The organism is Nocardioides sp. Leaf307, assembly GCF_001423135.1.
GTDB lineage: Bacteria > Actinomycetota > Actinomycetes > Propionibacteriales > Nocardioidaceae > Nocardioides > Nocardioides kribbensis.
The window spans coordinates 663,018-676,940 of record NZ_LMNY01000002.1; the positions used below are offsets into that span (position 1 = coordinate 663,018).

The following is a 13,923-nucleotide window of genomic DNA, read 5'->3' on the forward strand; positions in this document are numbered from 1 at the left end:
GGTCGGTCGGGTCAGAAGTAGGCGTTGCCCGGGAAGCCGCTGCCGTTGACCTCGTGGTCGCCGATCGCGGAGGCCTTGAGGTAGGTCGGGTTGTGGGTCGCGATGGTGCGCACGTTGCGCCAGTGGCGGTCGAGGTTGTGCACCCGCTGGGTCGCCGAGGCGCCGCCGACGTCGAAGATGCGGGCGGCGGTGGCGTAGGAGAACCGGTCGACGGCGACCTTGGCCTGGGCGGCGGCCAGCTGCGCGGCCTCGGCGGCCTCGGGGGTCGGCAGCCCGTCGACGACCGAGTCGACCGCGTCCTGGAGCCGGTCGGCGGCGGCGAGCACGATGGCCTCCGCGGCGAACACGTCGGCCGAGATCTCCCCCACCACCTGCAGCACCTGGGCGTCGTGGCGGGGCTGCTGGGGCACGTGGGCGTGGCTGAAGCCGCGGGTGCGGCTGCGCACCCGCTCTACCGCGTCGTTGCGCACGCTGCGGAGCACGCCGGCGGTGACGGCCTGCAGGTAGAGCTGGAGGAAGGCGCCCTGGTAGCTGGGGGCCTGGGGCCCGTCGGGCTCGCCGAGGTCGAAGAACTCACCGGGCTCGACCCGCACGTCGTCGAGGATGGTGGTGCCGGTGCCGGTCATGCGCTGGCCGAAGCCGTCCCAGTCGTCGGCGATCGTCACCCCGGCGCGGTCGACCGGGATGACGGCGCCGGCGATGCGGCCCTCGGGCGCCGCGGCCCAGATCTGGGTGTAGTCGGAGTAGATGCTCCCGGTGGAGTAGAACTTGGTGCCGTCGAGCCGGAAGCCGCCGTCACCGGAGGGGTCGGGGGTGATCGTGGTGTCGAAGTGCAGCCCCACCGGCTTGGCGCTCTGCTCGCTGAAGCCGTTGCCGACGAGCGCCCCGGACGTGATGAGGTCGATGCCGTGCTCCCGCGCGGCGGCGTCGTCGGTCTGGAGCTGCTGCTCCACGAACCAGTAGTGGGCCCGCACGATGTGGGCCAGGTTGGAGTCGGCCTCGGCCAGCGCGATGAGCGTGGCGAAGAACTCCCGCATCGTGGCGCCGCCGCCGCCCTCGGCGACCGGCACCCGCAGCCCGCCGAGGCCGGCCTCCTTGAACCACGCCAGCGGCTCGTGGGGCGGGTCGACCTCGAGCTCGCGCTCGGCCGCGCCGGCCCGGATGCGGTCGAGGAGGTCGCGCAGCTCGGGCGACCCGGGGCGTACGGCGGGGCCGCGACGCGTGCTCGTCGGGCCGGTGGCGGCCGGGGCGGTGGTGTGGGTGGGAGCGCTCATGACGGGCCTTCCTGGTCGGTGCGGTGGTCGCCCGAGGACCGACCCGCAAACAGACTTAACTCGACCAAGTTACTACTGTTTGCTCCGCGTCGAGGCCCTGTCCCACCACGGACGTGCCTGGTTCTGCCGACACGGCGCACTGCGGAACCGTGCACCCGGGCCCGCACCCGGGCCCGCGCCAGAGTCCGCACCCGGGCCCCGCGCGGCCCGCGTCGCGGCGGACCCCTCGGCCCGCCGGGGACCGGGTCAGTCCGCCGGCTGCTGCGCCGGCTCGTAGGTGAGCGAGGCCACCCAGAAGCGCTCGACGTCCTGGAGCCGGTCGAGGTCCTCGACGGTCAGCTCGACCCCGGTGACGTGCTCGACCATGGCCAGGGCCACGGCCAGCGCGTCGGGCGGACCGGTCGGCTCCTCCCCGTCGGCGACATCGGCGGGGGCGACCGGCGCGGGCGCCGGGACGGGGTCCTCGGCGTCGAGGTCGATCCAGGCCCGGTCGAAGAGCGGGCGGAGGTCGTCGGGCACCTGGGTGGGGTCGTCGAGGAAGACGTACTCGTCGGCGTCGAAGACCACCCTCCCGTCGCGGGCGAAGCCGAAGCGGTCGTGGGCCTGCACGTTGGAGCGCGCGACCGCGGCGGTGCGCCCTCCGGCCGAGAGCCGTCGCAGCGCCTCGAGGCTCGGGTCGGCGTAGCCGGTGGGCTCGGCGGCCAGCACGCCACCGGCGACCTCGAGGAGGGCGTAGGCGGAGTGGTCCTCCTCGAAGGCGTCACCCAGCGCGACCCGGCGCCCCAGGTCGACCCCCAGCACCTCGGCCACCTCCTCGCGCGTCGCGCCGGTCACCACGACGAACGTGGCCTCCGTGTCGAGCCCGACCTCCTCGAGGACCTCCGCGTAGTGCTCCGCCGTCGCCGCCATGCGATCACCCTAGGGCGGACCGAGCCCGGCGCCCGAGCCGGCGCCTCAGCCCCGCGGGGGCGGTGCGACGCGACAGCGCAGCCGGATGCCGTCGAGGACGATGCCCAGGCCCGCAGCGAAGTCGGAGCGCTCCCGCGGCTGGTCCTCGATGGCGCCGGCGCTGCCGGCCTGCAGGTGGGTCTGCTCGTCGAGGGTGTGGCCGAAGACGAAGTGCAGCAGGGTCCGCGTCGCCGTGCCGGCCAGGGCCGGGTCGAGGCCGCTGTCGGCCAGCGCGGCGGCCAGGTCGCGCCCGGGGGCGGCGGCGCCGAGGCCGAAGGCGTGCACGGTGGCCACGAGCTCGGCCCCGTCGCGGTAGGCCAGCATCGCCTCGCGCAGCTCGGTGCAGACCGCGACGACACGGTCGTCCCAGGAGCCGTCGCGCACGGTGTCAGGCGGGGTGTCGCGCGGGGCCCGTCCGCGGGCGAGCACCTCGTCGGCCACGGCGGCGAGCAGGGTCTGCTTGCTGGCGAAGTGGTGGTAGAGCGCGCTGGGGCGCACCCCGAGCTCGCCGCCGAGCCGGCGCATCGTGAGGTCGGCGAGGCCGTAGGTGTCGAGCACCTCGACGGCACGGGCCACGATGTCGGGGCGGCGGTAGGACATCTCACTCCTCGGTCGGCCGGCGCACGCGTTGACCACGGACGCCGCACCACCCTAACCTGAACGCCGTTCAGCCGGCGACCGTCCGGCGTGGCCCACCCGCACGACGAGGACCCCATGACGACGCAGCAGCCGGCTCCCGCCTCCGACCACACCACCACCGGCCACCCGGCCGACCACCCCGGCGCCGACCCGGCGTACGACGGACGCGGCGGCTCGACCTCCTCGCGGCTGCGCTCGACGACCACCGGCATCGCGCTGGTCGCCGCCTTCGCGGCGCTCATCTCGGCCTGCGCCTACGTCGGGGCGATCCCCGTGGGCGGCGCCAGCGTGCCGATCACGCTGCAGACCTTCGGCGTGATGCTGGCCGGTTGCCTGCTCGGACCGGTGCGCGGCTTCCTGGCCGTCACCCTCTACCTCGTGCTCGGCGCCGTGGGCCTGCCCGTCTTCGCCGAGCACTCCTCGGGGCTCGGCGTCTTCACCGGCCCCAGCGCCGGCTACCTCGTCGGCTTCCCGCTCGCCGCGCTCGCCGCCGGCGTGCTGGTCAAGTACGTCGCCGGGCGCCGCGGCAAGACCCGCGCCCTCGTCGTCTTCGCCTGCTCCTTCGTCGCGAGCGCGCTCGTGCTGCACACCGCCGGCATCGTCGGCATGAAGCTCTACTTCGACGTGTCGTGGCGCGAGGCGATCAGCTACGACGCCCCCTTCTGGATCGGCGACGTCGTCAAGACCTCGCTGGTCGCCCTGGTGGCCGCCGAGGTGCACCGCGCCTTCCCCCAGCTGCTGCACGGCCGTCGCTGACCTCGCGCCGCCCCGCCCCGTGCCCGTCCTCGACCTCCACGCCGCCGCGGTCACCGTCGACACCACCGACGGCGAGCGCGTGGTGCTGCACCCCACGACCCTGCGGCTGACCGAGCGCCGCGTGGCCGTGATCGGCGCCAACGGCTCCGGCAAGTCGACCCTGGCCCGGCTCTTCAACGGCCTCGTCGAGCCCACCTCCGGCCGCGTGGTCGTCGACGGTCTCGACGTGGCCCGCGAGGCCGGGGCCGTGCGCCGCAGGGTCGGCTTCTGCTTCACCGACCCCGCCGCCCAGCTGGTGATGCCGACCTGCGTCGAGGACGTCGAGCTGTCGCTGCGCCGCCACGAGCGCAACGGCGCACGGCGCCGCGCCCGGGCCCTGGAGGTGCTCGAGCGCTACGGCCTCGGCCAGCACGCCGATGTGTCGGTCCACGCCCTGTCGGGGGGCCAGAAGCAGCTGCTGGCCCTGGCCGGGGTGCTGGCCGCGGAGCCGGCCGTGCTGGTGGCCGACGAGCCGACGACCCTGCTCGACCTGGCCAACACCCGCCGCGTCGGCGACCTGCTCCTCGGCCTCGACCAGCAGCTGGTGCTCGTGACCCACGACCTCGACCTGGCCGCCCGCTGCGACCGCGTGCTCGTCGTGGAGGACGCCCGCGTGCGCTACGACGGGCCGGCCGCGGCCGGGGTCGCCGACTACGTCGCCTCGGTGGCGGAGCGCTCGTGAGCCAGCCGTCGATGGTGGCGATCCACCAGCCCGGCGACACGCTGCTGCACCGTCTGCCCGTGGGCCCCAAGCTGGCCGGCCTCGGCGCGCTCAGCCTCACCATCGTGCTGGTGCGCAGCGCCCCCGCCTCGCTGCTGTTCCTCGCCGTGGCGCTCGGCCTGGCCCTGCTCGCGCGGGTGCGGCTGCCACTGCTGCTCACCGCCGCGCGCGGCGTGCTGCTCATCGCGCTGGTCGCCTCCCTCGTGCAGGGCCTCTTCTACGGCGCCGGCAAGGCCGTCGAGACCTTCGTCGACCTCCTCGCCCTCACCCTCGCCGCGGTCGTGGTCACCGCCACGACGCCGGTCAACGCCATGCTCGACGCGCTCGTGCGCTGGTCGGGCCCGCTGCGCCACGTCGGGGTGCCGCCCGAGCGGGTCGCCCTCACCGTCGGCCTGGCCGTGCAGGCCCTGCCCGGCACCGTCGCCCTGGCGCTGGAGACCCGTGACGCCGCCCGCGCCCGCGGCCTGGGCCGGCACCCCCGCGCCTACCTCACGCCCTTCGTGGTGCGGGTGGTGGCCCGCGCCCACGAGACCGGTGACGCGCTCGCGGCCCGCGGGCTCGGCGACGACTGAGCCGGGCGGTGCGCGGCGGCGCCGTAGGATCGGGGGGTGCTGACCCTCGACCCGCAGACCGCCGACGAGGTCTACCGCGTCGCGCTGGCCGGCGACCGGCGCCCGCCGCTGCGGCGGGCCCTCGTGGTGGCGCTCGACGTCTGGTTCGCCCTGAGCGGCGGCACCCTGGAGTGCTCCTCGGCCGGCACGGTGGAGGTGCACGAGCGACACACCGGGCGCCGGGTGCTGGCCATCGACGTGGAGAACCCCGAGGTCGCCAGCCACACCCTGCACCACCTGCGCACGGAGCTCGCCGAGCTCAGCCCCGAGGAGTTCCGCGAGCAGTGGGGCGTCGACGAGCGGGCGGTCTGAACCCGGCCCGACCTGCCCGACCCATCCGCTCCTGTCTCACCAGCCCGGCGGGCGCCGGTGGTGCCACGGTGCGGCCGCCTCGACCTGCGCGGCCAGCGACAGCAGCAGCTCGTCCTCGGCCGGGCGCCCGGCCAGCATGACGCCGACCGGGAGACCCTCGGCGGTCCAGTGCAGCGGCAGCGAGACCGCCGGCATGCCGGTGACGTTCCACGCCGAGGTCCAGGGCGTGAACGCCTTCTGCGCGGCGAAGTCGGCGGCGGGGTCGGCGTCGTCGCGGATCGCGCCGACCGCCAGCGGCGGGCTCGCCAGCGTCGGGGTGAGCACGGCGTCGTAGGGGGCCAGGGCGGCGAGGGCGTTGGCGGCGTAGCGGCGCATCGCGCCGATCGCCAGGCCGAGCTGGGGGCCGCTGACCGCGTGGCCGCGCTCGGTGAGCCACCGGGTCAGCGGACGCAGCAGCGCCTCGCGGCCGGCCGGTGCGGCCGACAGCGCGGTGAGCACGGCCCAGCAGGTCTCGAAGACCGGCACCGCCTCGGGAGGCAGCGGCACGGGCACGTCGACGACGTCGTGGCCCAGTGACTCCAGCAGCCGCGAGGCGTCCTCCCAGGCGCTCACGCTGGAGGCGACGACCGGCACGTCGGCGATCACCGGCGCCACGAAGCGGGCGATGCGCAGCCGCCCCGGCTGACGGTCGCAAGCCTCCAGGAAGGTCGTCTGCGGGGGCGCCGCCCAGAAGGGGTCGCCCACCCGGTGCCCCTCGAGCACGTCGAGCAGCGCGGCGGCGTCGCGCACCGTGCGCGCCAGCGGGCCGGCCACCGCGAGGCCCACGGGGTCGCCGTACATCGGGAAGCCGCTCACGCGACCCCGCGAGGGCTTGAGGCCCACCAGGCCGCAGCAGGAGGCCGGGATGCGGATCGAGCCACCGCCGTCGGAGCCCTGCGCCACCGGCACCAGACCGGCCGCGACGGCCGCGCCCGCGCCGCCGGAGGAGCCGCCGGCCATGCGGGTGCGGTCCCACGGGGTGACGGCCGCCGGTCGACCCTCGGGCTCGGTGTAGCAGGGCGACCCGAACTCCGGGGTGCTGGTCTTGCCCAGGCTGACCAGGCCACCGTCGTCCACGGCCAGGGCGACCGCGTCGGAGACCTCGGGCACGAAGTCGTCGAAGGCGGCCGAGCCGAAGGTCGTGGGGACGCCGGCGGTGAGGTTGAGGTCCTTGATCGCCGTCGGCACCCCCCACAGCCGCGAGACCGACCCCGACGGCCCCGCCTCCCCCGGGGCGCACCGGCCCAGGGAGGCGGCGCGCTCGAGGGCGCGCTCGGCGGTCACGGTGACGAAGGCCCCGACGTCGTCGAGGCGCGCCACGCGGTCGAGGTAGTGCTCGGTGAGCTCCAGCGGGGAGACCTCCCCGCGACGGACCAGGTCGCCCTGCTCGAGGGCGGTGAGCTCGTGGATGTCGTGCAGGTCGACCATGCGCCGACGCTAGCGCCTCGGGGTCGTCCTCAGGACGGCACGCCGCTGACGGCCAGGGCGACACCCAGCGCGAGGAGACCGGCCCAGACCGGGACCGCCAGCAGCGGCACCCAGAAGGCCACGCGCCGCCGGACCATCCGCACGGTGGACCAGCAGGCCGCGATGAGCAGCACGACCCACGGCGAGCCGGCGGCGACGAGGACCCCGGCGCCGATGCGGCCGGTGTCGCACTGCACCGAGCCGCCGCACCCGTCGGAGACCATCCCGAGGAAGAGGCCGAAGAACGACGCGACGAGCGCGCCCATGGCCAGCACCAGCAGCTCGAGGATCGTCACGGTGACGTCGAGCGGGCGCGAGCGCGGCGCCGGAGGGCGCACCGGCGGCGGCACCGCCGGCCCGTACGGCGCGTAGGGCACCGGCGGGGCGGGGTCGGGCCGGGGGTCGCTCACGCACCGCATGTTACTGACCGTTGCGACCACTACCTGACCGTCACGACGGTCAGCCAGTGGTCTCAACGGTCAGTAAGACGTGTCCCCCCGCGTGTATCAGGCCGCGGAGGTGGCGGGCTGGTAGGCGGCGAGGGTCTGCACGGCGCCGGTGAGGCGGCCGAGCACCTCGGCGTCGGTGAGCACGTCGACCTCGAGGGCCGACTGCGAGACGAGGACGTCCTCGACGACGGTGGCGCCGGCGATGCCCGCGGAGCGCACGGTGTCGGCGTGGGCCCACTTGCCGCCGTAGGGGGTGGGGGTGGCACCGACGACGCCGAAGGGCTTGCCCACGATGGCGCCGGCGCCGTAGGGGCGCGAGAGCCAGTCGATGGCGTTGTTGAGCACGGCCGGCATCGTGCCGTTGTACTCGGGGGTCACGGCCAGGACCCGGTCGGCCGCGGCGACGCGCTCGCGCAGGGCGACCGCGGCGGCGGGGGCGTCGCCGGCGTCGAGGTCCTCGTTGTAGAACGGCAGGTCGGCGAGGCCGTCGACGATGTCGAGCACGACGCCCTCGGGGGCCTGGTCGCGCAGGACCTCGGCGAGGCGACGGTTGAGGGAGTCGGCGCGCAGGCTGCCGACCAGGACGGCGACGGTGGTGGTGGTCTCGACGGTGGTGGTCTCAGACATGGGGTGCTCCTCGGAGGACGGCCGGTCCCGCCGTCGGGCGGGTCATGGGGTGCCGGCGGCGGGCCGGCGGGTCTGCGGTCCGGTGGTACCGGACGGTCGCGATCTTAAACGGACCACAGTCCGTTTCCATTCCCGCACTGCTGTGGAACCGGTCACCCGGCTGGTCCGGCTCCCTACACTGGGCGCACCATGACCGAGCGGCCCCTCCTCCCCCTCCTCCACGACGCCCCGGTCGAGCGCGCCGACGCGGCCCGCAACCGCGCGGCCCTGCTGGAGGCCGCGGGCCGGCTGATCGGGCGGTGCGGCGGACTGGAGCGGGTCACGATGGAGGCGGTCGCCGCCGAGGCGGGCGTCGGCAAGGGCACCGTCTTCCGCCGCTTCGACTCCCGCGAGGGTCTGATGGCGGCCCTGCTCGACCACTCCGAGACCGCCTGGCAGGCCTCGGTCATCTCCGGCCCGCCGCCCCTCGGGCCCGGCGCTCCCCCGCTCGACCGGCTGCTGGCCTTCGGCCGCTCGCGGATCGAGGCCACCCTGCTCAGCGCAGACCTCATCCGCGCCGCCGGGCGGGCGGGCACGCGGTCCTACGCGGCGTACTCCTTCGTCGCCATGCACGTGCGCCACCTGCTCACCGAGCTCGGGGTGAGCGGCGACCTGCCCCTGCTGGCCACCGCCCTGCTCGCCCCGCTCGAGGTGCCGGTGCTGGAGCAGCAGGTGCGCGTGGAGGGCTTCGCTGTCGAGCGGGTCTACGCCGCCTGGGCCGACCTGGTCCACCGCGTCGTGGCCGGAGCGGCCGGCCCCGGGCTCAGCCCGCGTGGCGGCGCAGGCCGAAGGTGACGCCGTCGACGAGGGCGCCCCAGGAGGCCTCGATGACGTTGGCGCCGACCCCGACGGTGACCCACGACGACTCCCCGTCGGTGGTCTCGATGAGCACCCGGGTGATGGCGTCGGTGCCGTGCCCCTGGTCGAGGATGCGCACCTTGTAGTCGATCAGCTCGAAGCGGGCGACCTCGGGATAGGCCTGCCCGATGGCGGCGCGCAGGGCCTGGTCGAGGGCGTTGACGGGACCGTTGCCCTCGCCGGTCACGACGTAGCGCACGTCGGCGGCACGCAGCTTCACCGTGGCCTCCGACAGCGCCTCCACCCCCACGGGCGCCCCCGCGCGGGTCTCGGTGATGACGCGCCAGGACTCGACGTCGAAGTACGACGGGCGGCGGCCCTCGACCTCCTCGACGAGCAGCAGCTCGAAGGAGGCGTCGGCGGCCTCGAAGGTGTAGCCGCGCGACTCCAGCACCTTGACCCGTTCGGTGATGCGGCCCACGAGCTCCTTGCGCGACTCCCCGGAGAGGTCGAAGCCCAGCTCGCGGCCCTTGAGCTCGATCGAGGCGCGACCGGCCATGTCGGAGACCAGCAGCCGCATGTCGTTGCCGACGCCGACGGGGTCCATGTGCTGGTAGAGGTTCGGGTCGACCTTGATCGCGCTGGCGTGCAGCCCCGCCTTGTGGGCGAAGGCGGAGGTGCCCACGTAGGGCTGGCGGGAGGCGGGCGGGACGTTGGTCACCTCGGCGACCGCGTGGGCGATGCGGGTGGCCTCGCGCAGGCGTCCCTCGGGCAGCAGGGCGCGACCGGTCTTGAGCTCGAGGTTGGCCACGACGGTGACCAGGTCGGCGTTGCCGGTGCGCTCGCCGTAGCCGTTGATGCAGCCCTGCACGTGGGTCGCCCCGGCCTCGACGGCCGCCAGCGAGCTGGCCACCGCGCAGCCGGTGTCGTTGTGGGCGTGGATGCCCACGTGGAGACCGCCCGACCCAGCGCCGGACCCGCGGGCGCCGAGGGACTCCACGACGTCGTGCACGGTGTCGGCCACCCAGGGCGGCAGCATCCCGCCGTTGGTGTCGCACAGCGCGACGACCTCGGCCCCGGCCTCGGCCGCGGTGCGCAGGACCTCGAGGGCGTAGGCGCGGTCGAGGCGGTAGCCGTCGAAGAAGTGCTCGGCGTCGACGAAGACCTGCTGGCCCTCCTCGCGCAGGTGGGTGACGGTGTCGCGCACCATCGCGAGGTTCTCCTCCAGCGTGGTGCGCAGCGCCAGCTCCACGTGGCGGGTGTGCGCCTTGGCCACCAGGGTCACGGTGCCGGCGCCGCTGTCGCGCAGGGCGGCCGTGCCCGGGTCGTCGGCGGCACGCACGCCGGCCCGGCGGGTCGCCCCGAACGCCGCGAGCCGGGCGTGGCGCAGGTCGAGCTCGGTGGCGGCACGACGGAAGAACTCGGTGTCCTTGGGGTTGGCTCCCGGCCAGCCGCCCTCGATGTAGCCGACGCCGAGGCCGTCGAGGAGCGTGGCGATGGTCAGCTTGTCGGCGACGGAGAGGTTGAGCCCCTCCTGCTGGGCGCCGTCGCGCATGGTGGTGTCGTAGACGTGGAAGTCGCCGTGCAGGTCCATGGTCTCGGTGGTCTCCGTCGTGGTCCGGGCACAAAAAAACCTCTCGCGTGCGAGAGGTGGCGCGTCGGGGGCCCGAGTGGGCGCTCGACGCGCTAGCGAATGATGACGTGGTGCTGCATGCCGCTCATGCTGCCACGCGCGGCCGGCCCCCGACAGGGAGTCCCACGATGCGGCCCGGCGAGAGGCCCCGGCGACCGTACGGTGCCGGGCGGCGGCCCAGGAGGATCCACCTCGCGGCTGCTAGGGGGAGGGGCACGGTCGTGCCCCTCCCCCTAGCAGCGGCGGGCGGTGGTCCGGCGATGGCCCGGCAGCGGCCCGACGGCACCGTCGCGGACCGCGGCCGCGCCACCGGGGCCGGCACGTCTCGGGTCCTCAGAACCGTGGGGTCGGGCGGCCGCGCGGTGCGGACAGGCCGCTCCGGGCGCCCGTCGCTCAGCCGGCCGCCCACCAGGAGGGCAGGCTGACGTCGGCCAGGGGCGGGCTGTCGTCGGGGGTCCAGCGGGTGCCACCCTGGGCCTGGGCGAAGGCGCCGGCGGCCGCGAGGAGGACCAGCACGACGAGCGACACCACCCAGCGCGCGCCCGAGCGTGCGGCCGGCTCGACCACGCGGGCCAGGGGGCTGCGGACCCGCGAGCCGCCCGGCCCGGCCCACAGCGACACCGCGACGGTGGCGCCCGAGACGAGGAGGATGGTCGGGGTGGTGGCGGCGACGGCGTAGCACAGCAGCGCCACGGCCAGGCCGAGGCCGACGCTCCAGAGGGTGAGCACCGCCGTGGCCGGCAACGAGCGGGTCAGCGTCCAGGGGGCGGCCAGCAGCAGGCGGGGGCCGTCGTACCACTTCGGCCCGCGGGCCCGTCGCCGGTCGGCGGCGACGCTGCCGGCCAGCGACCCGCCCCGCAGGACGGTGACGAGGACCAGCAGCACGGCGAGGGTCACCCACGGCGCGGCGGCCGTCGCGGTGCCGACCGCGCCCGCCGCGGCGAGCAGCAGCGTCGCCCGTCGCGCCCGCTCGGCCAGCGGGGCCCGGGCCACCTCGACCGGTGCGCCCCAGGGCTCGTGGACCCAGGGGTCCCCGGAGCCCTCAGGACCGTCGGGGTCGTGCCCCTCCGGGCGCACGCCGGGATGTCCGCCCGGAGGCTCACCGGGACCGGCCTCGGGCCGGGGGGCCGACCAGGGGTCGGGGTCGCCGAGGCGGCGGGTGGGGTCCTCCTCGTAGACGCGGGTCGGCGGGTGGTCGCGCTCGACGAGCGTGCCGTCGGGTCCCCGCCCGTCGTACGCCGCACCCTGCCGGTCGCCCGGGGGGCCGGCCCAGGGGTCGGCCCAGGGGTCGGCCGCGGCCGGGTCGTCGCGCACGGACGCGGGGTCGGCGAGCACGTCGGTGGCCGGGTCGGCAGCGGCGTCGGCGTCGGCAGCGCGGTCGGCACCGGCGTCGGCGCCCGGCCCGGCGGGGTGGCCGAGGCGCTGGGCGACGGCCTCGGCGGCCAGCGCCAGCGGCAGCGTGAACGGGTCCTCGCGGGCGGGGGCCGGCAGCGGGGCGGGCGCGGCCTCGGGTCGGGTGGTCTGCGGGCGCAGCCACGCCAGCAGCTCGGCCAGGGTGGGCCGGCGCGCCGGGTCGGGGTGGAGGGCCGCGGCCACGACCTGGGCGAGGTCGCCGTCCAGCCCCGACAGGTCGTGCTCGCCGCGGCGCACGCGGTCCATGATCGCCATCGACGGGCCGCGACCGAAGGGCGCGCGGCCCAGCCCGGCGTAGGCCACGGTGGCGCCCCAGCTGTGCACGTCGGAGGCCGTGGTGGCGTCGTCGCCGTAGAGGATCTCGGGGGCGAGGTAGCCGGGGGTGCCGAGCAGCCACCCGGTGTGGGTGAGCTTGGGGTCGTCGGCCACGCGCGCCAGACCGAAGTCGATGAGGATCGGGGTGCGCCCCTCCATCAGCACGTTGGACGGCTTGACGTCGCGGTGGAGGACTCCCACGGCGTGGACCGAGTCGAGCCCCTCGGCCAGGCAGGCGGCGAACCACACGAGGTCCTCGCCCTCGATGCGTCCCTCCTCCACGACGTGGTCGTGCAGCGAGAGGCCGGGCACGTAGCGGGTGGCGACGTAGGGCACGACGGCCCACGGGTCGGCGTCCTTGATCTCGGCGACCCAGCGGCTGCGGATGCGCGAGAGCGACCCGACCTCGCGGGCCAGCCGGGCGCGGGCCTCGTCGTCGCCCACGATGTGGGGGCGCAGCACCTTGAGCGCGACCCGCTCGCCGTGGGGCGCACGGGCGAGGTGGACCACGCCCATGCCGCCCTCGCCGATCTTGGTCAGCAGCGTGTAGGGGCCGACCGTGACCGCCTGCTGGGGCGGGCGGGGCGAGGTCGCGTGCTCGCCGGAGCGCCCGTGGGAGAAGGTCGTCACCGTGGCAATCTACCGTCGCGAGCCGCCGGAACCGCGACAGCCGCGGCCGGTCGCCCCGCCGGAGCGGGGGGACCGGCCGCGGCCGGGGTGCGGGGTCGGGCGGTCAGCCCGCGGCCTGGACGGCCGGCTCGAGGGAGGCGACGAACTCGTCGAGACCCCAGGTGAGCGACAGCGCGGTCGGCGGCGAGACCGCCGAGATGTAGGACTCCCCCACCACCGAGGCGACGGTGTCGTCCTGGAACTGCTCCATGGCCTGGTAGGCCGGGTCGGCGGCGAGCTCGTCGCGCGTCGCCTCGTCGGCGACGTAGGACAGCAGGACGTCGGAGGTGAGCTTGTCGACCTCCTCGGTGCTGATCGTGTAGTAGAACGACGACTCGTCGGTGCTCAGCTCGTCGACGCTGGGCGCGAGCTCGAAGCCGAGGTCCTCGAGGAACTGCACGCGCGGGTCGGCGCCCTTGTAGACGTAGAAGGCGGTCGGGTCGATGGCGACCGCGGCGATGGTCTTGCCCTCGAACTCGGGGTGCTCCTCGGCGGCGGTGGCCACCTCGTCGTCGATGTCCTCGAGCAGCTGCTCGGCCTCGTCGGACTGGCCGAGGGCCTCGCCGACGGTGGTGATGACGTCGCGCCACGGGGTGGTCCACGGCTCGTCGGGGTAGGCGACGGTGTCGGCGATCTGCGAGAGCTTCTCGTAGTCGGCCTCGGTGATGCCGGAGTAGTTGGCCAGGATCAGGTCGGGGCCGGCGGCGGCGATCTCCTCGAAGGGCACCTCGGTGCCCTCGGTCAGCAGGGTCGGCGTCTCGGCGCCGGCGGCCGTGAGGGCCTCCTCCTGCCACGGCATGAGGCCCTCCTCGGTCGCGCCGTAGGAGTTCTTGGGCATGGCGACCGGGATCGTGCCCAGGGCGATGGCGGCGTCGGAGCTGCCCCAGCCCCAGGTGACGACGCGCTGGGGCTGCTCGTCGATCTCGGTCTCGCCGAAGGCGTGCTCGATGGTGACGGGCTCGAAGCTCTCGCCACCGGTCGACTCGCTGTCGGAGGCGCTGCCGCCGGACTCCTCGGCGCCGCAGGCCGCGAGCGGGAGGGCCAGCAGGAGGGCGCCGAGCGGCAGGGCGACCCGGCGGGCCAGGCCCCGGCGGGAGCCGCGGCGGTTCAGGGGACGAAGGGACGTCACGTCCGCTCCTCAGGTGTGCGGGACCGGCCGAGCCCGGTCGTTGAG

The 13,923-nt window shown here is 75.5% G+C and carries 14 protein-coding genes; 5 read left to right on the plus strand and 9 right to left on the minus strand.

Features of this window, described 5'->3' with window-relative positions; all coding sequences use genetic code 11:
* Nucleotides 1–11: 11 nt before the first annotated feature.
* The 3 genes from ASF50_RS12355 to ASF50_RS12365 form a co-directional block, all read right to left on the minus strand.
* Complete coding sequence (locus tag ASF50_RS12355; RefSeq protein WP_056904635.1) at nt 12–1,274, minus strand: hypothetical protein; 1,263 nt, start codon at nt 1,272–1,274, stop codon at nt 12–14.
* Nucleotides 1,275–1,520: 246 nt separating this feature from the next.
* Complete coding sequence (locus ASF50_RS12360; RefSeq protein ID WP_056904636.1) at nt 1,521–2,183, minus strand: DUF6461 domain-containing protein; 663 nt, start codon at nt 2,181–2,183, stop codon at nt 1,521–1,523.
* A 45-nt stretch (nt 2,184–2,228) separates the two neighbouring features.
* The gene (locus ASF50_RS12365) at nt 2,229–2,822 is read right to left on the minus strand and encodes a TetR/AcrR family transcriptional regulator C-terminal domain-containing protein (RefSeq protein WP_056862323.1); all 594 of its coding nucleotides are present in this window, start codon (nt 2,820–2,822) and stop codon (nt 2,229–2,231) included.
* 114 nt (nt 2,823–2,936) lie between these two features.
* On the opposite strand from ASF50_RS12365, the gene ASF50_RS12370 reads away from it, so the two are divergent.
* Genes ASF50_RS12370 through ASF50_RS12385 form a run of 4 tightly spaced genes read left to right on the plus strand, consistent with a single transcriptional unit; the run spans nt 2,937 to nt 5,300 of the window.
* Entirely contained in the window at nt 2,937–3,617 is a 681-nt protein-coding gene (locus tag ASF50_RS12370) for a biotin transporter BioY (protein ID WP_082503230.1), read from the plus strand.
* A gap of 19 nt (nt 3,618–3,636) precedes the next feature.
* On the plus strand, nt 3,637–4,338 hold the full coding sequence (locus ASF50_RS12375) for an energy-coupling factor ABC transporter ATP-binding protein (RefSeq protein WP_056904637.1): 702 nt from the start codon (nt 3,637–3,639) through the stop codon (nt 4,336–4,338).
* Entirely contained in the window at nt 4,335–4,949 is a 615-nt protein-coding gene (locus ASF50_RS12380) for an energy-coupling factor transporter transmembrane component T family protein (protein ID WP_082499906.1), read from the plus strand. The genes ASF50_RS12375 and ASF50_RS12380 overlap by 4 nt, the downstream gene beginning before the upstream one ends.
* 36 nt (nt 4,950–4,985) lie before the next feature.
* On the plus strand, nt 4,986–5,300 hold the full coding sequence (locus ASF50_RS12385) for a hypothetical protein (RefSeq protein WP_056862320.1): 315 nt from the start codon (nt 4,986–4,988) through the stop codon (nt 5,298–5,300).
* A gap of 36 nt (nt 5,301–5,336) precedes the next feature.
* Here the strand turns inward: ASF50_RS12385 and ASF50_RS12390 are convergent, their stop codons facing one another.
* From ASF50_RS12390 to ASF50_RS12400, 3 genes are all read right to left on the minus strand, one after another.
* Complete coding sequence (locus ASF50_RS12390) at nt 5,337–6,767, minus strand: amidase (RefSeq protein WP_056904638.1); 1,431 nt, start codon at nt 6,765–6,767, stop codon at nt 5,337–5,339.
* 29 nt (nt 6,768–6,796) lie between these two features.
* Nucleotides 6,797–7,216 (minus strand): hypothetical protein, encoded by a 420-nt coding sequence (locus tag ASF50_RS18510; protein ID WP_156718259.1) that lies wholly within the window; start codon nt 7,214–7,216, stop codon nt 6,797–6,799.
* Nucleotides 7,217–7,312: 96 nt separating this feature from the next.
* Entirely contained in the window at nt 7,313–7,882 is a 570-nt protein-coding gene (locus ASF50_RS12400) for an NAD(P)H-dependent oxidoreductase (protein WP_056904639.1), read from the minus strand.
* A gap of 189 nt (nt 7,883–8,071) precedes the next feature.
* On the opposite strand from ASF50_RS12400, the gene ASF50_RS12405 reads away from it, so the two are divergent.
* Entirely contained in the window at nt 8,072–8,716 is a 645-nt protein-coding gene (locus ASF50_RS12405; protein ID WP_056904640.1) for a TetR/AcrR family transcriptional regulator, read from the plus strand.
* Here the strand turns inward: ASF50_RS12405 and cimA are convergent.
* The 3 genes from cimA to ASF50_RS12420 all read right to left on the minus strand — a co-directional run bounded on the left by cimA (nt 8,685) and on the right by ASF50_RS12420 (nt 13,878).
* Nucleotides 8,685–10,313, minus strand: a complete 1,629-nt coding sequence (gene cimA / locus ASF50_RS12410) for a citramalate synthase (protein WP_056904641.1) — start codon at nt 10,311–10,313, stop codon at nt 8,685–8,687. The genes ASF50_RS12405 and cimA overlap by 32 nt on opposite strands.
* A 432-nt stretch (nt 10,314–10,745) precedes the next feature.
* The gene (locus tag ASF50_RS12415; protein ID WP_056904642.1) at nt 10,746–12,710 is read right to left on the minus strand and encodes a serine/threonine-protein kinase; all 1,965 of its coding nucleotides are present in this window, start codon (nt 12,708–12,710) and stop codon (nt 10,746–10,748) included.
* A 103-nt stretch (nt 12,711–12,813) separates the two neighbouring features.
* Nucleotides 12,814–13,878: an iron-siderophore ABC transporter substrate-binding protein gene (locus tag ASF50_RS12420; RefSeq protein WP_200920132.1), complete on the minus strand. Its 1,065-nt coding sequence runs from the start codon at nt 13,876–13,878 to the stop codon at nt 12,814–12,816.
* Nucleotides 13,879–13,923: the final 45 nt, after the last annotated feature.